General features: G+C 67.7%; 17 protein-coding genes and 1 tRNA gene. 7 read left to right on the top strand and 11 right to left on the bottom strand.

Going from position 1 to position 22,706, the window contains the following annotated elements; genetic code table 11:
- Window positions 1–2 precede the first annotated feature (2 nt).
- Complete coding sequence (locus P6F26_RS00875; protein ID WP_278026737.1) at window positions 3–1,400, top strand: nodulation protein NodH; 1,398 nt, start codon at window positions 3–5, stop codon at window positions 1,398–1,400.
- Between the two features lie 17 nt (window positions 1,401–1,417).
- On the opposite strand, the gene P6F26_RS00880 is transcribed toward P6F26_RS00875, so the two are convergent.
- The 9 genes from P6F26_RS00880 to P6F26_RS00920 form a co-directional block, all read right to left on the bottom strand.
- A complete protein-coding gene (locus P6F26_RS00880; RefSeq protein WP_278026738.1) occupies window positions 1,418–1,882 on the bottom strand; it encodes a PTS sugar transporter subunit IIA in 465 nt (154 codons plus the stop codon).
- Between the two features lie 79 nt (window positions 1,883–1,961).
- Window positions 1,962–2,537, bottom strand: a complete 576-nt coding sequence (hpf, locus tag P6F26_RS00885; protein WP_278026739.1) for a ribosome hibernation-promoting factor, HPF/YfiA family — start codon at window positions 2,535–2,537, stop codon at window positions 1,962–1,964.
- A 222-nt stretch (window positions 2,538–2,759) separates the two neighbouring features.
- Window positions 2,760–3,521, bottom strand: a complete 762-nt coding sequence (gene lptB / locus P6F26_RS00890) for an LPS export ABC transporter ATP-binding protein (protein WP_278026740.1) — start codon at window positions 3,519–3,521, stop codon at window positions 2,760–2,762.
- Window positions 3,518–4,021 carry an LptA/OstA family protein gene (locus P6F26_RS00895; protein ID WP_278026741.1) on the bottom strand — a complete coding sequence of 168 codons (504 nt, stop codon included), beginning with the start codon at window positions 4,019–4,021 and terminating at the stop codon, window positions 3,518–3,520. Before P6F26_RS00895 ends, lptB begins: the two co-directional genes overlap by 4 nt.
- 9 nt (window positions 4,022–4,030) lie before the next feature.
- A complete protein-coding gene (locus P6F26_RS00900; protein WP_278026742.1) occupies window positions 4,031–4,627 on the bottom strand; it encodes a hypothetical protein in 597 nt (198 codons plus the stop codon).
- A 12-nt stretch (window positions 4,628–4,639) separates the two neighbouring features.
- Window positions 4,640–5,251 (bottom strand): ribonuclease D, encoded by a 612-nt coding sequence (locus P6F26_RS00905; protein ID WP_278026743.1) that lies wholly within the window; start codon window positions 5,249–5,251, stop codon window positions 4,640–4,642.
- Between the two features lie 63 nt (window positions 5,252–5,314).
- Window positions 5,315–5,401: transfer RNA gene (locus P6F26_RS00910), tRNA-Leu, on the bottom strand.
- Between the two features lie 83 nt (window positions 5,402–5,484).
- A complete protein-coding gene (locus P6F26_RS00915) occupies window positions 5,485–9,066 on the bottom strand; it encodes a translocation/assembly module TamB domain-containing protein (RefSeq protein ID WP_278026744.1) in 3,582 nt (1,193 codons plus the stop codon).
- Entirely contained in the window at window positions 9,063–10,868 is a 1,806-nt protein-coding gene (locus tag P6F26_RS00920) for an autotransporter assembly complex protein TamA (protein ID WP_278026745.1), read from the bottom strand. The genes P6F26_RS00915 and P6F26_RS00920 overlap by 4 nt, the downstream gene beginning before the upstream one ends.
- Window positions 10,869–11,005: 137 nt before the next feature.
- On the opposite strand from P6F26_RS00920, the gene P6F26_RS00925 reads away from it, so the two are divergent.
- Window positions 11,006–11,992 (top strand): complex I NDUFA9 subunit family protein, encoded by a 987-nt coding sequence (locus P6F26_RS00925; RefSeq protein ID WP_278026746.1) that lies wholly within the window; start codon window positions 11,006–11,008, stop codon window positions 11,990–11,992.
- Here the strand turns inward: P6F26_RS00925 and P6F26_RS00930 are convergent.
- A complete protein-coding gene (locus P6F26_RS00930; protein ID WP_278026747.1) occupies window positions 11,979–12,800 on the bottom strand; it encodes an undecaprenyl-diphosphate phosphatase in 822 nt (273 codons plus the stop codon). The two genes, P6F26_RS00925 and P6F26_RS00930, sit on opposite strands and share 14 nt — an antisense overlap.
- 204 nt (window positions 12,801–13,004) lie before the next feature.
- On the opposite strand from P6F26_RS00930, the gene P6F26_RS00935 reads away from it, so the two are divergent.
- Genes P6F26_RS00935 through gltB form a run of 4 tightly spaced genes read left to right on the top strand, consistent with a single transcriptional unit; the run spans window position 13,005 to window position 20,182 of the window.
- Complete coding sequence (locus P6F26_RS00935; protein ID WP_278026748.1) at window positions 13,005–14,447, top strand: NAD(P)-dependent oxidoreductase; 1,443 nt, start codon at window positions 13,005–13,007, stop codon at window positions 14,445–14,447.
- 10 nt (window positions 14,448–14,457) lie between these two features.
- On the top strand, window positions 14,458–15,195 hold the full coding sequence (locus P6F26_RS00940) for a hypothetical protein (RefSeq protein ID WP_278026749.1): 738 nt from the start codon (window positions 14,458–14,460) through the stop codon (window positions 15,193–15,195).
- Complete coding sequence (locus tag P6F26_RS00945; RefSeq protein WP_278026750.1) at window positions 15,192–15,647, top strand: GFA family protein; 456 nt, start codon at window positions 15,192–15,194, stop codon at window positions 15,645–15,647. The genes P6F26_RS00940 and P6F26_RS00945 overlap by 4 nt, the downstream gene beginning before the upstream one ends.
- Window positions 15,644–20,182, top strand: a complete 4,539-nt coding sequence (gene gltB, locus P6F26_RS00950) for a glutamate synthase large subunit (RefSeq protein ID WP_278026751.1) — start codon at window positions 15,644–15,646, stop codon at window positions 20,180–20,182. Before P6F26_RS00945 ends, gltB begins: the two co-directional genes overlap by 4 nt.
- A 42-nt stretch (window positions 20,183–20,224) precedes the next feature.
- Here gltB and serB read toward each other — a convergent pair whose 3' ends face one another.
- The gene (gene serB / locus P6F26_RS00955) at window positions 20,225–21,100 is read right to left on the bottom strand and encodes a phosphoserine phosphatase SerB (RefSeq protein WP_278026752.1); all 876 of its coding nucleotides are present in this window, start codon (window positions 21,098–21,100) and stop codon (window positions 20,225–20,227) included.
- Window positions 21,101–21,227: 127 nt separating this feature from the next.
- Here serB and P6F26_RS00960 point away from each other — a divergent pair, with 127 nt between their 5' ends.
- Window positions 21,228–22,706 (top strand): esterase/lipase family protein, encoded by a 1,479-nt coding sequence (locus P6F26_RS00960; RefSeq protein ID WP_278026753.1) that lies wholly within the window; start codon window positions 21,228–21,230, stop codon window positions 22,704–22,706.

Genomic DNA, 22,706 nt, shown 5'->3' on the forward strand with positions numbered 1-22,706 from the left:
CCATGACGCGCCCGTTCGACGCCTTCGTGATCTTCGCCGAGATGCGGACCGGGTCCAACCATCTCGAGGAAAGCCTGAATTCCCTGCCGGACGTCACCTGCCACGGCGAGGTGTTCAATCCCGTCTTCATCGGTCGCAAGGACCGGTTCGAGTTGTTGGGACACGATCTTGCGGCGCGGGAGCGCGATCCCATGAGCCTGCTTCGCGCGATGATCGCCGATGCGAAGGGCCTGGCCGGGTTCCGTTTCTTCCACGACCACGATCCCCGCGTGCTTGCCCCCGTGATCGCGGATGCGCGCATCGCCAAGGTGATCCTCACGCGCAACCCGCTCGACGCCTATGTCAGCCGCAAGATCGCCGCCGAGACCGGACAGTGGCGGCTGACCGACCTCAAGGACGCGCGGACCAGCCGCATCCGCTTCGACGCGGACGAATTCGCCGCGATGCTCGGAGACTGGACGGCGTTTCACGACCAGGTGAGCAATGGGCTTCAGCGCGCCGGACAGGGCGCTTTCCACATAAGGTTCGAGGACATCAACGACCTCGAGGTCCTGAACGGCCTCGCGCAGTTCCTCGGCTCGGAGCATCGGCTGTCGCGGGCGTCCGGGCGGCTGAAGCGCCAGAACCCCGCGCCGCTCGAGGACAAGGTCGAGAACCACGACGAAATGGTGGCCGCGCTGGGCCGCATGGAACGGTTCGGGCTGGACCGGATCGTCGAGACGGAGGCGCCGCGTGCGCCGGGCGTGCCAGGTTTCGTGGCGCATCCCGACGCGGGGCTCCTGTTCCTGCCGGTTTCGGGCGCGCCCCGGTCCGGCGTCCTCGACTGGATGGCCGCCATCGGAGACGTCGGTCGGAACGGATTGCTGCGGGGGATGTCGCAGAAGGACCTGCGCAAATGGATGCGGGGGCATCCCGGCTTCACCAGTTTCACCGTGCTGCGCCACCCAGCGCCACGCGCGTTCGGGGCCTACTTGCGCCTTCTTTCGCCAGCCATGGTCGCGACCCGCGAGGTTCTGCGCGGGCGTTACGGCGTTCCGTTCCCCGCCGACGAAGGCGGTCCGCACCGCGATGCGTTCTTGCGGTTCCTCGCATTCCTGAAGGGCAACATCGCGGGGCAGACCAGTCTTCGGACCGAGGCCGACTGGGCGACGCAGACCGCGATCCTTCAGCGCGCGGCCCATGCCGTCCTGCCCCAAATGGTCCTGAAGGAGGCCGAGGCGCCGCAGGCCCTTGCGGGCCTTGCCGCCCGGTCGGGCCTCGACGCCCCGCCGATGTCCGCCGGGGAGGGCCGCGCTCGGTCCCTTTCGGCGATTTGGGACGATGGTGTCGAGCGCGCCGTCTTCGACGCCTACAGACGCGATTTCGTGCAGCTCGGCTTCGGCCCGTGGTCGAGGCCGTGATGCGCGCCCTCGGGGCGTCAGGCGGCCTGGGTTTCGGCGCCGTCGGCGAGGATCGTGTAGAGCGTCGATGGATCGCTGTTGGCGCGAAGTTTCGCGCACAGTGCGGGATTGCGCAGCGTGCGTGACACCAGCGCGAGAGCCTTCAGGTGATCGACCCCGCTGTCGGCGGGGGCGAACAGGGCGAACACCAGATCCACTGGCTGCCGGTCGGCCGAGTCGAAATCGATCGGCTTCTCAAGCTTCAGGAACGCGCCCTGAACCTCGCTCAGGGCGGAGAGCCGCGCATGTGGAAGCGCCACGCCATGGCCGACGCCGGTGGGCCCGAGGCTTTCGCGTTCCTGCAGGGCGTCGAAAATGTCCGATGCAGGCAGCCCGATCAGATCCCCGGCCATGTCCGCGATGGACTGAAGGAGGCGCTTCTTGCTGCTGATATCCGTCACCACGCGCACCGCACGAGGTTTCAGCAAGGACGACAGGTTCATACGACCTCCCTTGTTTCAGTCGTATCGTGGTCGTTTCACGGTTCCGCGAGTTCGAATCCCGTGGGCTCTGTTTCGTCATTCAGCTCCGGCGGGGGTCGATCCAGCCGACGTTGCCGTCCTCGCGCCGGTACACGACGTTCACGCCGTCATGACCTTCGTTGCGGAACACAAGCAGCGGCGCGCCGGCGATCTCCATCTGCATCACGGCTTCGCCTACGGAGAGCGAAGGGATCTTCGTCTCCATTTCGGCCACGATGATGGGCTGGAGGGTCTCCGGTTCGGCGTCTTCATGCTCCGCGTCGGACGAGGCGAGGATATAGGTCGGTGCTCCGAAAACATCAACCGGTTGCGTCCGTTCGCGGTGATGGTCCTTGAGCCGGCGCTTGTAGCGGCGCAGCTGCTTTTCCATCTTGTCAGCCGTCTTTTCGAAGGCCGCGTAGATCTCGTGCGCGGTGCCCTTGGCGGAGGCCGTCAGGCCAGTGGACAGATGGACGGTCGCCTCGCAGACGTACTCGGCCCCGGACTTCGAGAAGATCACGGTCGAGTCGGTCGGCCGCTCGGCGTATTTGCCGACCACGGTGCCGAGGCTGTCCTTGACGTGCGTCTGCAACGCCTCGCCGATGTCGATCTGTTTTCCGCTGATCTGGTAACGCATGTGTCCTCCCGAGTGTAAGACGTGCCGCCTTCCGCGTCGGAACGCGTGTGCTGCACGCAGCGTGTTCGTGTTGTCCTGATGGGAGCCTGTCCACTCCCCGATGGGTGTCGTGGCGCAAGTCGCGGGGACTGGGTCGCAGATGAAGCAAACGCGAACATCGGCTTCATTTGGCGACAACTTCGCGGCCCGTGTCAACGTGGGTCGTGCGGATGGACGGACGCATCAGCCGATGCGGAAGCTCTGGCCGAGATAGACGCGGCGCACCGTCTCGTCGCGCACGACCTCGTCGGCGCTGCCGGACATGATGATGGTCCCGTCGTGCAGGATGTAGGCGCGATCCACGATCTCGAGCGTCTCGCGCACGTTGTGATCGGTAATGAGAACGCCGATGCCGCGGGTCTTCAGTTCGGAAACTAGGTGGCGGATGTCGCCAACCGCGATGGGATCGACGCCCGCGAAAGGCTCGTCAAGAAGGACGTATCGCGGGTTCGAGGCAAGGCAGCGCGCGATCTCGGCGCGTCTCCGCTCGCCGCCCGAAAGCGACAGGGCGGGCGCGCGCCGCAGGTGCTCGATCGAGAATTCCGCCAGAAGCTCTTCCAGGCGTTCCTTACGGCGCGAGCGCTTGGGCTCCACCACCTCGAGGATGGCCATGATGTTGTCCTCGACGGACAATCCGCGGAAGATCGACATCTCCTGCGGAAGATAGCCGATCCCCGACCGCGCGCGGCGATACATCGGGAAAAGCGTGACGTCCTGCCCGTCGATCGTGACGCTTCCCCCGTCCGGCGTGATCAGGCCGGCGATGCAGTAGAACGACGTCGTCTTGCCCGAACCGTTCGGGCCGAGCAGCGCGACGACCTCGCCTCGGTTCAGCTCCATCGTCACGTCGCGGATGATCGGGCGCCGGCGATAGCTCTTTCTGAGCCTGTTCACCTTCAGGCCGCTGGACCCTTCGGTGACGGAGAACGGCGCGTCGTCCCTCATTCGTCCCCGCTGGTGTCGAGGACGGTCCGCACCCGCCCCTCGACCGAGCCGTTGCCGGTGCGCATGTTCACGACCATCCGGTCGCCCGCCACTGCCGTCGGACCCTGCGTCACGAGGACGGAGCCTGACATCGTCAGAAGCGAGGCGGCCACGTCGAAGCGCGCCTCCTGCCCCTCGGCCGCGTCCGCGCCGCGCGTCACGAGGACGCCGCCGGTCGCAAGAACCTCGTCCACGGCCCGCCGGCCTTCAGCCTCGCTGTAGAAGACGCGAACCTGCGACGCCGCCATGCGCAGGTCGCCCTGATGCACGATCACGTTGCCGGTGAACACGGCCTCGCCCGTCGTCTGGTCGATGGTCAGGCTTTCGGACGTGACCTCGACGGGCTGGCTGGAATCGTAAGCGATGCCGCCGAAGCCGATGGCGACCTGCGCCGACGCGGGAATGGCGACGACTGCGCTCAGGAGCAGCGCGAGGATTGGGAATGCATGACGTGCGATCATCGCCGTTCCTTACTCTTCCGGTTCGTATAGCAGCCGGACACCGCCGGTGAAACTCAGAACCTCCGCGCCCGATGGACCGGCAAGTTCCATCGCGCCCGCCGTCAGGATCAGGCCCGGCCCCTCCACCCGCACGTCCGATGGCGTGCTCAGCCCCAGTTCGGCAAGCTTCATGCGCATCGTGGCGGAAGTCAGGCGGTAGCCCTGCGAAGTTTCGGCCTCCACGCCGCCGGACAGGTCGGCGATGCGGCCCGCCACGTCGATCCGCCCCGACCCGGCGTCGACGTAGAGGAACTCGTTGTCGTCCAGCGCGATCCGCCCCTCCAGCGTGTCGGTCAATATGACGTCAGTCGTCTCGAAATCCGGAGCGGCTGTTTCGGCCACGAGCGTGATCTCCCGGCCGTCCGGCAGAAGCCCGGCGTAGCGCGGCTGCGTCAGCCGCATCTCGCGGGCGAGCTGCGCCACGTCGACCTCGGCATAAGGCAGCGCGCGCTCGGGGTCCGGCGGGTCGGACAGGAGGAAGATCGTCGACAGAAGGACAATCGCCCCGAGCGGCATCACGACCTTGAGCCCGGTCACGAGCCTCGAATATCGGTTATGCCGGGCCATGATCGTGGCGGCTCAGTGCGCGAAGATGTCGGCCTCGGGCCAGCCTTCGAGGTCGAGGCGCGCGCGCGTCGGCAGAAAGTCGAAGCACGCCTGCGCCAGTGCGGTCCGCCCTTCGCGCGCGAGCATGGCGTCAAGCGCGTCGCGCAGGCGATGCAGGTAAAGGACGTCCGACGCGGCATAGGCCACCTGCGCCTCCGTCAGCTTGGCCGCGCCCCAGTCCGAGCTTTGCTGCTGCTTGGAGATGTCGACGTCGAGCAATTCCTGCAGCAGGTACTTCAGCCCGTGCCGGTCGGTATAGGTCCGCACCAGCTTCGAGGCGATCTTGGTGCAGTAGACGGGCGCGGCAAGCGCGCCGAACGCATGGTCGAGCACGGCGATATCGAAACGGCCGAAGTGAAACAGCTTCAGCACCTCGGGGTTGCGCAGCATCCGCACGAGGTTTGGCGCCTCGGTCTGGCCGATCTCGACCTGTACGAGGTGCGCGTCGCCGTCGCCGCCCGACAACTGCACGACGCAGAGCCGGTCGCGGTGGGGGTTCAGCCCCATGGTCTCGCAATCGATGGCGACGACCGGCCCAAGGTCGAGGCCGTTCGGAAGATCGCGCGTGTGAAGATGATTGGTCAAAGCCGAACCCTTTCCATTCCCCACCCCGAAGCCTTTGCGGTCAGGGCCCGCGACTGGGAAGGATGGTGCCCAGGAGAGGACTCGAACCTCCACGACCGTTAAGTCACTGGTACCTGAAACCAGCGCGTCTACCAATTCCGCCACCTGGGCAGGTGTCGTGAATGCGGCTGATATAGCGGGGCTCGGGACGTGTCAACAAGCTCCGGAACGGTTTCGGCCCCGGCCGCGAACGCTCAGTAATCGCGCTCGAAAAACACGCCCAGCGAGCTGCCGCCGCCCGAGGACACGCTTCCCCGCGCCGTGATGCTGGGGGTCAGGTCGATGTTCAGCGAAACCTCGCTGTCACCCTGCGCGCCTACGGTGACGTCCGTGTAAATGTTGTCCGACAGGTAGCGCCCCGCGCGCACGGCGGCGTTGCCCTCGTCGTCGGTCTGCAGGTCGAGGTTGTCGAGACCGAGCCCCTGCCGGAGATTCGACAGGATGCCGCCGTCGGACCGCCCGCCCGCGAGCGAGCTTGCGGCATCGGCCAGTTGCAGAAGCTGGATCGGCGACAGCGCCGAGACCGACCTGCCGAACAGGAGCTGGGCGAGGATCTCGTCCTCGGGAAGGAACGGATCGGACCTGAGGGAAATGTCCGGCGACGAGGCCGGTCCCCCGACAGCGATCGTGATCCGGTATCCGCCCGCGCGGCTGACCGCGCTCAGGTCGAGAAACGGGTCGAAGTCGCCCTGCAGCGTCGCGGATCCCTCGCTGATGTCGAGGCGGGTTCCGAGGATCGAGATGCGGCCCCGCACCAGCTCGAACCGGCCCGCCGGGATCACGTTGGCGGTGGTGCCGCCGATCCTGATCGAGCCGCCGAACTCCGCGTCGATGCCCCGGCCCCGCAGGAAGATCCGGCCCGGCGCGGCGATCTCGACGTCAAGGCCGATCGGGGACGACCCGCCGCCGCCATTGCCGCGCGTCTCAAGGAAGCCCGCGGCGGCGAGCGTGCGCCGTTCCGTTGCCGTCATGCCGACGTGGCTGATGTCCGGCACAGCCGCCGCGACGCCAAGTCCGGCCTCCGGCACCCGCAACTCCGACTCGCCCAGCACGATGCGCCCGGCGACCACCGGCCCGGCCGCAAGCGCGCCGCTGATCGACAGGTCGCCGCGGCTCACCACCACCTGGTAAAGGGTGGGGTCCACCAGGCGGACGGCGTCGAGCGTGGCCTCGATGGTGCCGGGCACGCCCGACGCAGCGGCGTTCACCGACCCCGAAAGCCCGACGCGCCCGCCCGTCGAGACGTCGCCACCGCCCTCGAACGACACCTGCCCGCCCGACAGCGATGCCCGCAGGCCGATGTTCTCGAGCGCAAACTGCAAGGTCGGCGCCGAGAGGCGCGCGTTGGCCGTCGACAGGGTTCCCGACAGCGCCTGAAGGCCCGGCTGGCCCCGCAGGCCGAGGTCGAACCGAAGTGCGCCCGCGACGGAGCGGGGCGTGATGTACTGGTTCGCCAGTTCCAGCGGAACCGTGCCGGTGGCCGCGAGGTCCACGCGCCCGCCCTCCAGTCCCACGGTCCCGTTCACCGCCGCGCCAAGGCCGCCAGGTCCGCGCAGCGTTCCATCGACGCCCCAGCCCTCGCCGCCGTCCTTGGCGAGGCTGACCGCGACCGTGGCCGGACCGTTGATCGCCGTCGTGAAAAGGCCAAGGTCGGCAAGCCGCGCCTCGGCGCTCAGGCTGCCGCCGCGCGCCGTCACCTCGCCCGATCCGTTCAGAGTAAACTGGGTGCCGTCGATCGAAAGCGTCTCGATCCGCCCGTTCCCTGCATCGTCCCTCGCGGCGGCGACGCGAAGCCGCGTCTCGCCGGACAGAAGCCGGGGGGGGAGCGCCGGGGCCGCCACGACATCTTGCGCAAGGCCGTCCAGAACGAAGTCGACCGCCCCCGTGCCGAGATCCGCCGTGCCCTCGAGGCCGGCGCGGAGCGACCCCGAAAGGTTCTGCCCTCCGAGGCCCGAGAACCGGCCGAGATCGCCGATGTCGAGGGCGACGTCATAGCCAAGCGGGGTCCCGCCCTCAGCCGACCCGATCGAGACGGACCCGTCCACGGAAAGGTCCCCCGAAACCAGCGAAAGGTCCTCGATGCGGGTTCCCGTCTCGTCGCGGACGGCCGCGACCCGCAGGCGCGTTTCCTCGGCCAGCAGCCGGGGGGGCAGGGCCGGACTTGCGCCCGCGTTCCGCGCCAACCCTTCGAAGGTGAGGTCGAAGGCGCCCGACAGCGCCTCGGCGGTGCCTGCGAGGTCGGCCGTCAGAGCGCCCGACAGATCCTGCCCGGCGAGGCCCGAGAAACGGCCGAGATCGGCGATGCGCGCCGTCAGGTCGTAATCCAGCGGCACCCGTGCGTCCCCGAAACCGGCGGACAGCGTGCCCTCGGCCGAAAGACCGTCGGACGCGACCGAGATCGCGTCGAGGCGGATCGGCGAGCCTTCGGACCAGCTTGCCTGCGTGGACAGGGTCAGCGCCCCGCCAAGCGCTTGCGACAGGTCGGGATCGGAATGGTCGATGCCGGAAAGCCCGGCGGTGAGGTCGACCGTCACGGCGCCGACGCCGTCCGCCGAGGGCGTGATCCTCCCGCTGGAGGAGATCTCGGCCGAAGCGAGGGTCAGCGCGTCGACGGCCAGTCCGTTCAGGCGCGCCGAAAACCTGAAGGCGTCGCTTTCGGTCGCGTCGAAATCGAAGTTCACGTCAGCCGAGGACACCAGCGTTTCGGCGCCCGGCACCGGAAGCCGGATGGGTCCTGACGCATCGGGATCAGCGATGCGGCCGCTGACGTCGATCGCGACCGGACGGCTTTGCGGATCGAGCGTGACATCGCCCCGAAGCAGCAGGGCCGCCGAGGCGAGGCGCATGTCGTTCAGCCGCGTGGTGCCGTCCGCCTCGCGCGCGACACGGGCCGTGATCTCCGACGACGTGCCGAAGAAGGGCCGGTATTCCGAAGCCAGGAGCGGCGAGAGATCGCCCGCCAGATCGAGCTCGATGATCTGGCCTTCGCCGTCGGCCATCGCCATGCTGCGCAGCGTGCCGTTCACGCGCTCCTCGCCGCCCGTCGCAAGGCCGAGGGTGATCGCGATGTCATCCAGCGGACCCTCACCCGCCAGCTCGAGCCGCACCGAAGGTTCGTCGGGGATGTTCAGGACGCCAGCCACGATGCCGCCCTCGGCCTCGTTCAGCAGAACCCCGAGGTCGAGCACGCGCGTCGCGTTGTCGAAGGCCGCCTCGAGGCGGAACGTGCCCTCGGGACCGTCGAGGCGCTGCATCACCACATTCGCCTGGCCCGACCCGCCAGCAAGCCGCGCCTGCCCGGACAGCGACACCTCAGCCGGCGTTCCGAGGATCGGTTCGCCCAGCTCTAGCGTGGCGATGGAGATCTCGCCGATGTCGATGCTGACCGGCAGCTCGGGCAGGGAGAACGGCGTCGCGGCGGCGGGCGGAAGGTCGGGACCTTCGGGTGGCAGCGGCTGTCGCAGGATCGTCAGGCGGTCGGCCGTCAGAGACTGGATGCGCAATTCGCCCCGCAGAAGGGCGGCGCGCCTCCAGTTCAGCGCCGCATCCTCCAGGATCAGCCACGCGCCGTCCGGGTCCGAGATGGTCATCCGGTCCAGCGTCGCCTCGGAGGACAGCGCGCCGCGGAAGCCGTCGATGCGCACCTGCCGATCCGCGCCTTGCGACAGCTGGCTTTCGATGAGCCGCGTCAGCCGTCCCCGGTCGTCGTCCTGCGCCGACGCGCCCTGCGGAAGTCCCGCCAGAAGCAGGATGGCGATGAGGAGAACCCGAATCAAAATGCCTGTCCGATGCCGATGTACAGAAACAGATCCTCGCCCACGCCATTGCCGCGGACGGGTGTGGCGATGTCCACGCGGACGGGCCCGAAGGGCGTCGCATAGCGCAGGCCTACGCCAGCGCCGGCGTGCCAGTCCCCGTCCTGGAAATCCGCCCCGGGCGAGATGAAGCCCGCGTCGGCGAAGGCGACGAGCCCGAAATTCGAATCGCCCAGCGATTGCCGGATCTCCGCGGAAAGCCCGGCAAAGCCGCGCCCGCCTGAATCGATGCCCTGCTGCACAGCGCCGAGGGATTGGTATTCCTGCCCTCGAACCGTGCCCGAGCCGCCCGAGAAGAACAGGAAGTCAGGCGGAATGGTGTCGTAGTCTCCCCCCGCAAGCACGCCGAGCTGGGCGCGCCCGGCCAGCACGGTCCGGTCGTTCTCGCCGAAACCGACATAGCCGCGGGTGTCGGCGGTCAGGCGGATGCCGGTCCCGTCGTCGAGGCTGAGGAACGGCGTCGCCGTGCCGACCATGTAGACACCGGCGGTCGGGTTCAGCGCGTCGTCACGGTTGTCCCATGTGATTTCCCCCGGAAGGAAAAGCACCGTGGTCTCGCGCGTGCCCAGCGCATCCTCGAACCGGACCTGCCTCACGCCGATGCCCAGCGCGCCTTCCAGCGAAGTCGAGAACCAGCGTTCGACACCGACCTCAAGCTCGATCGCGGCAAGCCGGTAGGTGGGCTCGTCGAGGCCGATGATGGACAATTCGCCATAGGCCAGCGTGTCTGGCGTGAAGGTCGCGGGCCGTGAAAGCCGCGCGCGCAGTCCCGCGTCGATGCCCTCGACCTCCTCGGTGTCTATGCCTTCCTGGCCAATGCCGCTGATCTCGCCGTCGATCCGCAGCCGTTCGGCCCCGCCAAAGAGGTTGCGGTGCAGCCAGAAGGCCGTGACCCGCGCGCCCTCGTCCGTAGAAAGCTCGGCGCCGGCGCCGAAGCGGCGCGGAGGCGATTCGGCGACGTTCGCGATGATGTTCATCGTGTTGTCGGGCCCAAGCGGCCGTTCCTCGAGGGCGACCGCCGAGAAGACGCCGGTGTCGCGAAGCCGTTCGGTCACGCGGGCGAGGATCTCGGGCGAGTAGACGACGCCCTGTGGCAGCCCCGCGATTTCCGTGATGCGCTCGGTCCGCATCCGGTCCTCGCCGCGCGGCACCAGCCGTCCGAAGGTCACGACCGGGCCGGGCGCGACCACGATCGAGGCGTCGAGCGCGGCGTCCCTGTGCCTCGCGACGATCCTCTGGCTCTGGACATCGGCCACGGCGTGGCCGCGCGCGCGCCACTGGTCGATCGCGGCGGCAGCCGTGTCCTGAAGCACGGGTGTGGTCGCGGCGCCGCCGGGACGGAAGTCTTCCGGCAGGTCCGTTCCCGGCGCGAGAGGCCCGATCTCGGCGGTGCCGAACGAAAATACCGGGCCCGGCTCCACCTCGATCGCGACCGTAGCGATGCTGGCGGGAACCGAGAATGGCGACAGGCCCGAGGCCTCGCGGCCGTCGAGCGTGATGCTCACGACCGGGGCGAAATGCCCGAACTCGTAGAGCGTCGCCGTCAGCCGGGCATAATCCGTCCGCGCCGCCGCGACGATGTCCTGCGCCGTTCGTCCGGCGCCGTCCTCGGCCTCCTGCAGGAGCAGGGCGTTCGCGCGCAGCCGGTCGGCCAGGTCCTCGTCCGCGCCGGGCGCGTCGAAGGTGATGTCCTGCGCCGCCGCAGGCAGGGCCAGGCACCCCGCAAGGACCAATCGCGCCAGGGTTCGAGAAGCAAAAACCATGACCAACACCTAGAGCCCTTGAGGAGCCAAGGCCAGTAACCTTTGCCACGCCCCCCGCGATTGGGACGATTTGCGCCTTGTGACGGTGCGCCATGGGTCCTATCACCCGGCGGGAACAGACTCCGGGAGTTTCGGTCATGGCGAAACTGGTCACCATATTCGGCGGCTCGGGCTTCATTGGGCGATATATTGCACGCCGCATGGCCAAGGAGGGCTGGCGCGTCCGTGTCGCGGTGCGCCGCCCGAACGACGCACATTTCGTGCGGCCCTATGGCGTCGTCGGCCAAGTGGAGCCGGTGTTTGCCAATATCCGTGACGACGATTCGGTGCGCGCCGCGATCCATGGTGCGGATGCGGTGGTGAACTGCGTCGGCATCCTTGCCGAAACCGGAAAGAACCGCTTCGGCCTCGTCCAGCACCATGGCGCCGCGCGCATCGCCCGGATCGCCGCCGACGAGGGCGTGTCCCGCCTCGTCCAGATTTCGGCCATCGGCGCGGACGCCGACAGCGACAGTCAGTATGCGGAAAGCAAGGGCCTTGGCGAGCAGGCCGTGCTCGAGGCCTTTCCGCAGGCCGTGATCCTGCGTCCCTCCATCGTGTTCGGCCCCGAGGACCAGTTCTTCAACCGTTTCGCGAAGATGACGCGCCTCAGCCCGTTCCTTCCGGTGGTAGGCGCCCAGACCCGTTTTCAGCCGGTCTATGCCGACGACGTCGCGCGCGCGGCCGTCAAGGGTGTGCTGGGCGAGGCGGAACCGGGCATCTACGAGCTTGGCGGCCCCGAAGTGCGCAGTTTCCGCGAGCTCATGGCGATGATGCTGCGGATCATCCGCCGCCGCCGCCTGATCGTGAATGTGCCGTTCTGGGCCGGCATGATGATGGGCGGCGCGTTCGACCTGCTGCAGGCCGTGACGCTGGGCCTGTTCCGCAACGGCGTGCTGACCCGCGACCAGGTGCGCAACCTTCGCCGCGACAACGTCGTGACCGAAGGCCGCAAGACCTTCGCGGATCTCGGCATCTCGCCGGTGGCGATGGAGCTCGTGCTGGACGACTACCTGTGGCCGTATCGCCCGGCGGGCCAGTATGCGGCGATCATGGAAAGCGCCGAACGTCTCAAGCGCCCGTAAGGGCCCCGCTGTAGCCGAGCCATAGCAGGATCACGCCCAACACCACGCGGTAGATGACGTAGGGTGTGAAGCTGACGCTTTTCAGAAGCCGCATCATCAGGGTCAGCGCCGCGAGCGCCGCGACGAAGGCAAGAGCGGCCGCGATGGCGCCGTCACGGGCTGCCTGCGCATCCGCGGTGACGGCGACCTCGGCGCCAAGCACGACGCCGGAGGCAAGGATGGTGGGAATGGACATCAGCATGGCAAGCCGCGCCGACGATTCGCGGTCGTAGCCCAGAATCCGTCCGGCGGTGATGGTGATGCCCGAACGCGAGGTGCCGGGGATCAGCGCCACCGCCTGCCAGAGGCCCATCGAGATGGCGTCCCTGAGGGTCCAGTCCGCGTCCCGCCTGCTTTGCGCGCCGCGCTGGTCGGCCCAGTAGAGGACGAGGCCGAAGATCAGCATGGTCCAGCCGATCACGGTGACCGACCGCATGGCCTGCGCAAGGCCCGTCACCTGCAGGATCACGCCCGCGACGATGACAGGCACGGTGGCGACCGCCAGCAGGAAGGCGAGCCTTGCGCCGGGCGTGTCGATGCGGCCGGTCAGAAGCCGCGGCACGCCAGCGAGCCCCAGTTTCACGTCCCGCCAGAAGTAGACCACCACGGCGCCCAGCGTTCCGACATGGACCGCCACGTCGATGGCCTGGCCCTGGTCCTGCAGCCCGGAGAGATTCGGCAGGAGGATCAGGTGCCCGGAGGACGAGATCGGCAGGAACTCGGTGATGCCCTGGATCAGGGCGATGAGAAAAAGGTGGAGAAGCGACATGTTCTGGTTGTCTCGGCACTAACGGAAGGCATTGTTTTTATTTTATTGTTTCCAAACTAGGTTCGCCTCGTTACCTAATTTCGGCGCCGAACCTGACCCTGGCATCCATGGCGGCATCAGGAATTCGCAAATAGGTCAGTATTGCTGTCTTTTTATATCCCGGAACGCTCGGTATAGGGGCGTTCGAAGAATGGGAGATGTTCCGTGGCCAAGCAACCCATGTTGAAATTCGTGACGGTGCAAAAAGAGATGCCGTCGAAGCGTGCGGCGACCGACCGGACCGACGACTTCGCCGAGATCTATGGCGAGTACGCCCGAGAGAAGGCGGCCGAGCAGGCCGGGCGCTGCAGCCAGTGCGGCGTTCCCTACTGCCAGAGCCATTGTCCCCTGCACAACAATATCCCCGATTGGTTGAAGCTGACGGCCGAGGGTCGCCTGCAGGAAGCCTACGAGATCAGCCAGTCGACCAACACCTTCCCCGAGATCTGCGGCCGCATCTGCCCGCAGGACCGCCTGTGCGAGGGCAACTGCGTCATCGAGCAGTCCGGCCACGGCACCGTCACGATCGGCGCGGTGGAGAAATACATCACCGACACCGCCTGGGAGGAAGGCTGGGTGCAGCCCATCCGCCCCCATGCAGAGCGCGCGGAATCGGTCGGCATCATCGGTGCGGGACCGGGCGGCCTTGCCGCCGCGGACATGTTGCGCCGCGCCGGTCTGCAGGTCACCGTCTACGACCGCTACGACCGTTCGGGCGGGCTGATGGTCTACGGCATTCCCGGCTTCAAGCTGGAGAAGGACGTGGTCATGCGCCGCAACGCCCAGCTGGAAGAAGGCGGCGTCACCTTCGTGATGAACTGCGACGTCGGTCACGACATCACTTTCGACCAGATCCGCGAGAAGCATGACTTCGTCGTCATCGCCACGGGCGTCTACAAGTCCCGCGACCTGCAGGCGCCCGGCGTCGGCGCGACAGGCATCGTGCGGGCGATCGACTATCTCACCGCCTCCAGCCGGGTGGGCTTCGGGGACGAGGTGCCGGAATTCGCCTCGGGCGAGCTGGACGCCGAGGGCAAGCGCGTCGTCGTCATCGGCGGGGGCGACACGGCGATGGATTGCGTGCGCACCGCGGTGCGGCAGGGCGCCACCAGCGTGAAATGCCTCTACCGCCGCGACCGCGCCAACATGCCGGGCTCGCAGCGCGAGGTCGCGAACGCAGAAGAGGAGGGCGTGGAGTTCATCTGGCTCTCGGCGCCAAAGGGCTTCTCGGGTGATGCCGTAGAGGGCGTGATGGTCCAGAAGATGCGCCTTGGCGCCCCCGACGCGACGGGCCGCCAGATGCCCGAGGTGATCGAGGGCGCGGACTATGTCGAGGGCGCCGACCTCGTGATCAAGGCGCTGGGCTTCGAACCCGAGGACCTGCAAAGGCTCTGGGGCGTGCCGGAGCTGGAGGTGACGCGCTGGGGCACCATCAAGGCCGATTTCCGCAGCCACGAGACGTCGCTTCCGAACGTCTACGCGGTCGGCGACATCGTGCGCGGCGCAAGCCTTGTGGTCTGGGCGATCCGTGACGGCCGCGAGGCCGCCGAGGCCATCCTCGCGAAGGTGATGGCCGAGGGCGCGAGTGCGGGCGTGGCCGCGGAGTGAACCCCATCCGATGATCGCACGCGCCTTCCATATCCTGCTGGCCGCCGCGCTGGTCCTGCCTGCCGCCACGCCCGTCGTGGCGCAGGACGGCCCGCGCCTGTTCCAGGTGCCGGAAGGCTGCGAGGCGTTCCTGACGGTTCAGGCGCGGTCCTGCACGGTGTCCCACCATTGGACCTGCGAGGGTGACCCGGAAGGCACGCATTGGCGCGCCGCGCTCGACCAGGACGGCGCCTTCTATCTCAGCTTCACTGATGCGGAATTCCGCTGGATCAGGTCGTGGGACCTGCGCAACGGAGGCACCGACGTCCTGATCGAACCCGAGGAGGACCCGGCCTCGATGACGGAGCTGCTGGCCACCGGCAGCGACGCCATGGTGTTCTCGATCCTCGAGGAAAACGACCTCGGCACGTTCCAGCGCGACTACACGGGCTTCGACAGGCTGACGGGCGAGACCATCGTCGTGGATGGCCGCGAGCTTCTCGTGACCGAGTTCAGCTACCAGTACGACACACGCGACGGTCCGCGCCGGACGGAAGGCAACCAGTTCGTCCACGAGGGCTGGCGCCTGTTCTTCGGCGGGCTCGAGACGGTGACGTTGCCCGACGGCGAGACGTTCGAGGGAAACTACAGCCCGATGGAATTCGCCGAACCGGGCGAGCGCGGTTTCCTGACGACGCAGCCGCTCTACGATTGCGGAGAGATGATGAGCGCGTTTGACGATGGCGCCGTGTGGCGGGTCCGGCAATGATCGACGCCTTCCGCAGAACCGGCCGGATGACCGGCAAGTGCCTGTGCGGGGCGGTGACGCTGTCCATCGATGGCGATTACGTCGCCGCGGTCGGCGCCTGCCATTGCAGCAAGTGCCAGAGGTCGGCGGGCGTCATGTGGGCGGCGTTCACGGCCGAGGCCGAGGCGGTGACGGTGACGGGGGAGGTGACGCGCTACGCCTCGACGCCCTTCGCCGAGCGCGCCTTCTGCCCGGTCTGCGGCAGCAACCTGTGGCTGCGGAATACGGACGATCCTTCGGCGGAGTATGAGTTCATGCCCGCCCTGTTCCCCGAGGCGGCGGAGTTCCCGCTGATCTCGGAAATCTACACCGACCGGCGGCCGGCCTACGTGCCGCTGAGCGGAAACCACCGGACGAAGACCCGCGCCGAATGGGAAGCGGAGAACCGTCATGTCGAGGGAGACATGCCATGACCAAGTATGACGCCGACTGGGCCGCCGCCGAAGCCGCGAAGCGCGAGTGGATGGCGCAAAACAGTCTCTATTCCGAGGCGGACGAGCATTCCTCGTGCGGCGTCGGCCTTGTCGTGTCCATCGACGGCAAGCCCAGCCGCAAGGTCGTGCAGAACGGCATCGACGCGCTGAAGGCGGTCTGGCACCGGGGTGCCGTGGACGCGGACGGCAAGACGGGTGACGGGGCGGGCATCCACGTCCAGATCCCGCCGCGCTTCTTCTACGATCAGGTGCGCCGCACCGGCCACGAGCCGCGCGAGGACGAGCTGATGGCGGTGGGGCAGGTGTTCCTGCCGCGCACCGACTTCGGCGCGCAGGAAACCTGCCGGACCATCGTGGAGTCCGAGGTCCTGCGCATGGGCTACTACATCTACGGCTGGCGGCACGTCCCGGTGAACATCACCGTTCTGGGCGAGAAGGCGAACGCGACCCGGCCCGAGATCGAGCAGATCATCATCTCGAACTCGAAGGGCAGCGACGTCGAGACGTTCGAGCGCGAGCTCTACGTCATCCGCCGCAGGATCGAGAAGGCCGCGCAGGCCGCCGGTATCAAGGAGCTCTATCTCTGCTCGCTGTCCTGCCGGTCGATCATCTACAAGGGCATGATGCTGGCCGAGCAGGTCGCCGAGTTCTATCCCGACCTCAAGGACGAGCGTTTCGAAAGCGCCTTCGCGATTTATCACCAGCGCTATTCGACCAACACCTTCCCGCAGTGGTGGCTGGCGCAGCCGTTCCGGATGCTCGCCCACAACGGCGAGATCAACACGCTCAAGGGCAACATCAACTGGATGAAAAGCCACGAGATCCGGCTGTCGTCCGCCTACTTCGGCGACATGGCCGAGGACATCAAGCCGATCATCGCGGGCGGCGCGTCCGACAGCGCCGCACTTGACGCGGTGTTCGAGGTCCTTGTCCGCGCGGGCCGCAACGCGCCGATGGCCAAGACCATGCTGGTGCCCGAAGCCTGGTCCCAGACGGCGACCGAACTGCCGCAGGCTTGGCAGGACATGTATTCCTACTGCAACTCGGTGATGGAGCCGTGGGACGGCCCCGCCGCACTCGCCATGACGGACGGCCGCTGGGTCTGCGCCGGGCTTGACCGGAACGGCCTGCGCCCGATGCGCTACGTCGTCACCGGCGACGGCCTGCTGATCGCGGGCTCCGAGACCGGGATGATCCCGGTGGACGAGGCGACGGTGGTCGAGAAGGGCGCCCTCGGCCCCGGCCAGATGATCGCGGTCGACATGACCGAGCAGAAGCTGTTCCACGACACCGAGATCAAGGATGCGCTCGCAGCTTCGCGGCCGTTCGGCGACTGGGTGGGCAAGATCACCGACCTCGCGGCGGCCACGGAGTCCGTCGCCGAGATCGCTCTGCACGAAGGCCCCGAGCTGCGCAGGCGCCAGGTCGCGGCCGGCTACTCGATCGAGGAGCTGGAGCAGATCCTCGCGCCGATGGCCGAGGACGGCAAGGAGATGGTGGCGTCCATGGGCGACGACACGCCCGCCGCCGTTCTGTCGAGCCAGTATCGCCCGCTCAGCCACTACTTCCGTCAGAACTTCAGCCAGGTCACAAACCCGCCGATCGACAGCCTGCGGGAATTCCGCGTGATGAGCCTGAAGACGCGCTTCGGCAACCTCAAGAACGTGCTCGACGAGGATTCCAGCCAGACCGAGATCCTTGTCCTCGACAGCCCCTTCGTCTCGAACGCGCAGTTCGACGAGATGGTGAAGCACTTCAACGCCGATCACGCGATCATCGACTGCACCTTCCCCGCCGGCGGCGAGACGGGGGCCCTCAGGGCCGGCCTCGAGCGGATCCGCCGCGAGGCCGAGGATGCGGTGCGTTCGGGCGCCGGGCATATCGTGCTGACCGATCAGGGCCAGGGGCCCGAGCGCGTGCCGATGCCGATGATCCTTGCGACCAGCGCGGTCCATTCCTGGCTGACGCGGCAGGGCCTGCGCACCTTCTGCTCGCTCAACGTGCGGTCGGCCGAGTGCATCGACCCGCATTACTTCGCGGTTCTCGTGGGATGCGGCGCGACGACGGTGAACGCCTACCTCGCGCAGGACAGCATCGCGGACCGGATCTCGCGCGGGCTGATCGAGGGAAGCCTGACCGAAGCGATGGCCCGCTACCGCGCCGCCATCGACCAGGGCCTGCTGAAGATCATGTCGAAGATGGGAATCTCGGTCATCTCGTCCTACCGAGGCGGCCTCAACTTCGAGGCGGTCGGCCTCAGCCGCGCGATGGTCGCCGAGTTCTTCCCGGGAATGATCTCGCGCATTTCGGGGATCGGGGTCTCGGGTCTCCAGAAGAAGGTCGAGGAGGTGCATTCCCGCGGCTGGCTGCGTGGACAGGACGTCCTGCCCATCGGCGGGTTCTACAAGGCGCGCCGCTCGGGCGAGAAGCACGCCTGGGAAGCGCAGTCGATGCACATGATGCAGATGGCCTGCAACAAGGCCTCGTTCGAGCTGTGGAAGCAGTATTCGGCCAAGATGCAGTCCAACCCTCCGATCCACCTGCGCGACCTTCTGGACATCAAGCCGCTGGGCGGGCCGGTGCCGATCGAGGAGGTGGAAAGCATCACCTCGATCCGCAAGCGCTTCGTGACGCCGGGCATGTCGCTGGGTGCGCTGTCGCCCGAGGCGCACAAGACGCTGAACGTCGCGATGAACCGCATCGGCGCGAAGTCCGACAGCGGCGAGGGCGGCGAGGATCCGGCGCATTTCGTCCCCGAGCCGAATGGAGACAACCCTTCGGCCAAGATCAAGCAGGTCGCCTCGGGACGCTTCGGCGTCACGGCGGAATATCTGAACCACTGCGAGGAGCTGGAGATCAAGGTCGCGCAGGGCGCAAAGCCCGGCGAGGGCGGCCAGCTGCCCGGCATGAAGGTGACCAAGCTGATCGCACGGCTGCGCCATTCGACGCCGGGCGTGATGCTGATCTCGCCGCCGCCGCACCACGACATCTACTCGATCGAGGACCTCGCGCAGCTGATCTACGACCTCAAGCAGATCAACCCGCGCGCCAAGGTGACGGTGAAGCTGGTGGCGTCCTCGGGCGTCGGCACGATTGCCGCAGGGGTGGCCAAGGCCAAGGCCGACGTCATCCTGATCTCGGGGCACAACGGCGGCACCGGCGCTTCGCCGGCGACGTCGATCAAGTATGCCGGCCTCCCGTGGGAAATGGGTCTGACCGAGGCGCACCAGGTTCTCGCCATGAACAACCTGCGCGACCGCGTGACGCTCAGGACCGATGGCGGGCTTCGCACGGGGCGTGACATCGTCATGGCCGCGATGATGGGCGCCGAGGAATACGGCATCGGCACCGCGGCCCTGATCGCGATGGGCTGCATCATGGTGCGCCAGTGCCAGTCCAACACCTGCCCCGTGGGCGTCTGCACGCAGGACGAGCGCCTGCGCGAGAAATTCACCGGCACCGCGGACAAGGTGGTGAACCTGATCACCTTCTACGCCCAGGAGGTGCGGGAGATCCTCGCCTCCATCGGCGCGCGGTCGCTGGACGAGGTGATCGGGCGGGCCGACCTTCTGACGCAGGTCAGCCGGGGCGCGGCGCATCTGGACGATCTGGACCTCAACCCGATGCTCATCACCGTCGATGGCGCGGACCGGATCAAGTACGACCGCTACAAGCCGCGGAACCCGGTGCTCGACACGCTGGACGCGCAGATCGTGAAGGACGCGCACCGCTTCCTCGAGGATGGCGAGAAGATGCAGCTGTCCTATGCCGTGCAGAACACGCTGAGGACCATCGGCACGCGCACGTCCAGCCACATCGTTCAGGCCTTCGGGATGCGCAACCAGCTTCAGCCCGATCACCTGACGGTCAAGCTGGAAGGGTCCGCCGGCCAGTCGCTTGGCGCCTTCGCGGCGCCGGGGCTGAAGCTCGAGGTTTCGGGCGACGCCAACGACTACGTCGGCAAGGGGCTGTCGGGCGGCATCATCGTGGTGAAGCCGCCGCAGGTCAGTCCGCTTCAGGCTGACCAGAACGTCATCATCGGCAACACCGTGCTCTATGGCGCCACCGACGGCCATCTCTTTGCCGCCGGCCGCGCGGGCGAGCGTTTCGCGGTGCGGAACTCGGGCGCGCGCGTCGTGGTCGAGGGCTGCGGCTCGAACGGGTGCGAATACATGACGGGCGGCGTCGCCGTGATCCTCGGCGGGATCGGGGCGAACTTCGGCGCGGGCATGACGGGCGGCATGGCCTACCTCTACGATCCCGAGGGCGTCGCGATGGTCAACATGAACCTCGAGACGCTCGTGACCGTTCCGGTGACGGTCGCGCACTGGGAACAGGAGCTCAGGGGCCTGATCGAAACCCACGCCCGCGAGACCGGAAGCCGCAAGGCCGCAGAGATCCTGCAGCACTGGGATCTCGAGCTGCCGAATTTCGTTCAGGTCTGCCCCAAGGAGATGCTCGACAAGCTCGCGCATCCGCTTTCGGAAGGCGAGGCGGCGATCCCCGCCGAGTGACCCCCAAGGATCCGGCCGGCCGCATGCGTGGGGCGGCCGGACCTATGCGGTGACGAACTCGGACCTCGAATAGCCCTGAATGAACAGAAGGGCGGTCAGGTCGCAGTGATTGATCGCGTGCGCGGCCTGTTCCTGCACGATCGGCTTGGCGTGAACCGCGACACCGGTTCCCGCGCGCAGCAACATGCCCAGGTCGTTCGCGCCATCACCGATGGCCAGCACGTCCGACGCCTCGATGCCAAGCGCGGCCGTCGTCTCTTCCAGCGCCGCGACCTTCGCCTCGCGCCCGAGGATCGGCTGCGCGACGGTGCCGGTCAGGGTGCCGCCCTCGGCCAGCAGCACGTTCGCCCGATGTCCGTGGAACCCAAGCCTTTCGGCCACGACCGCTGAGAAGGCGGTGAACCCGCCCGAGACGAGCAGGGTATGCGCCCCGTGCGCCTTCATCGTCGCCACCAGCGTCGCGCCCCCCGGCATAGGCGTGATCCTGCGGTCGAGCACGGATGCGATCGTGGCCTCGGGCAGGCCTTTCAGCAGGCCGACGCGTTCGGTCAGCGCACCCTCGAAATCCAGCTCGCCGTTCATCGCCCGCGCGGTGATGGCCGCGACGGCCTCTCCGACACCGGCCTCCGCGGCAAGCTCGTCGATGCATTCCTGCCCGATCATGGTCGAATCCATGTCCGCCAGCAGCATCTTCTTGCGCCGCCCGACGGAGGGCTGGGCCACCATGTCCACGCCTTCCGCCTGAAGGCTTTCCCACACCGATTTCAGGTCGCGGGGCAGCTTCGGCACCTCGAACTCCGCGGCATGGTCTGGGTCCAGCCAGACCGCGTCTCCGCCGCCCATGGCGTTGCGAAGACTGTCGACCAGCGCGGGTTCGAGATACATTGCCGGGTTGGTGATCAGGGTGACTGTGTGCATCGCATGTTCCGTCGGGATCCAGCGGGCATTAAACATGCAGGGCCCGCAAGGGCCAGCGCGATATGCTTGGCGTGCAGGGCGGATGGTCTAGGTTCGAGGACCAGTGGACAGGGCGGGGAAATCGATCTTGGCGGGACGGATCTGGATAGGGTTTCTGGCCGTTGTCGCGATCGCCGCGGGCCTCTTTTTTCTGGAACGGCCGCGCACCGGGCTCGAGATCCGCGAGCTGCGGGCCGGCCCGACGCCCATCACCCTCATGCAGGAGCCCGGCGCCGATGGGCCGCTCGTGGTGATCGCGCATGGCTTCGCGGGGTCCCGGCAGCTCATGGCGGCCTACCAGCTGACGCTTGCGCGGGCGGGCTACGTCACGGCGAGCTTCGATTTCGAAGGGCATGGCAGGAACCCCGTTCCAATGTCGGGCGACGTGACCTCGGTCGACGGCACCACGCGGCTTCTGATGGACGAGATGGCGCGCGTGACGGACGCGGTGCTCGCGGAAACCGGCGCCGAACCGCGCGTCGCGCTTCTGGGCCATTCCATGGCCTCCGACATCGTGGTCCGGCAGGGGGTCCGCGATGCGCGCGTCGAGGCGATCGTCGGGATATCGCTGTTCTCGCAGGCCGTCACGGAAGAGCTTCCCCGCAACCTCCTGATCGTGAACGGCGCGCTGGAGGGGATGCTGAGGCAGGAGGCGCGCCGCGTCATGGCCGCCATCGGCGCGGAGGAGGGCGAGACCGCCGGGACCCCGGGTGAGGGGTTCGCCCGCCGCGCGGTGGCCGCGCCCTTCGTCGAGCATGTCGGCGTATTGTACTCGCCGACGGCGCTGGCCGAGGCGCGGGCGTGGCTCGATCGTTCGTTCGGCCGCTCCGTCACGGCTGCGCCCGTCGCTGCGATCGGTCCGGCCATCCTTCTGGCCCTTCTGGGCGTCGTCCTTCTGGCCCGCGCGCTCGGGGGGGCACTCCCCGAAGGACGAGGCCCCGCGCAGGCCGCGCCCGGCCGGTTCTGGATCATGGCCGCATTGCCGGCGGCCGCCACGCCCCTCTTGCTGGCGCCGTTCGATACGCGGTTCCTCCCGGTTCTGGTGGCGGACTACCTGGCGCTGCATCTCGCGGTCTATGGCGCGCTGGTCCTCGCCGTCGCGGCCTGGGCCGGGACGCTTCCGGCGCGGCGGGGATGGATCTGGGGCCTCGCGCTTGCCGCCTACGGCCTCATCGCCTTCGGCGGCGTCATGGATCGTTACGTGGCCAGCTTCTTTCCGGTCGCGGGGCGCATCCCCATCGTGGCGGCCATACTACCGGGGGCGATCCTTGCCATGCTGGCCGATGCCGTCCTGCTCGAGGCGGGACGCGCGCGGCTCTGGCGGCGCTGGACGGCGCGGTTCCTGTTCCTCGCCTCGCTCGGCATCGCCATGGCGCTGGATTTCGAGAGGCTGTTCTTCCTGCTCATCATCCTGCCGGTGATCCTGCTGTTCTACCTCAGCTTCGGGCTGATGGGCGGCTGGGTCGGACGGCGCACGGGTTCGGTCATGGCGATGGGTCTCGGGCTTGGCATCATCCTTGGATGGGCGCTGGGCGTGACCTTCCCCCTGTTTGATCCCGGCGCCTGA

It is taken from the genome of Roseicyclus salinarum (assembly GCF_029624655.1).
In the GTDB taxonomy this organism is placed as follows: domain Bacteria; phylum Pseudomonadota; class Alphaproteobacteria; order Rhodobacterales; family Rhodobacteraceae; genus Roseibacterium; species Roseibacterium salinarum.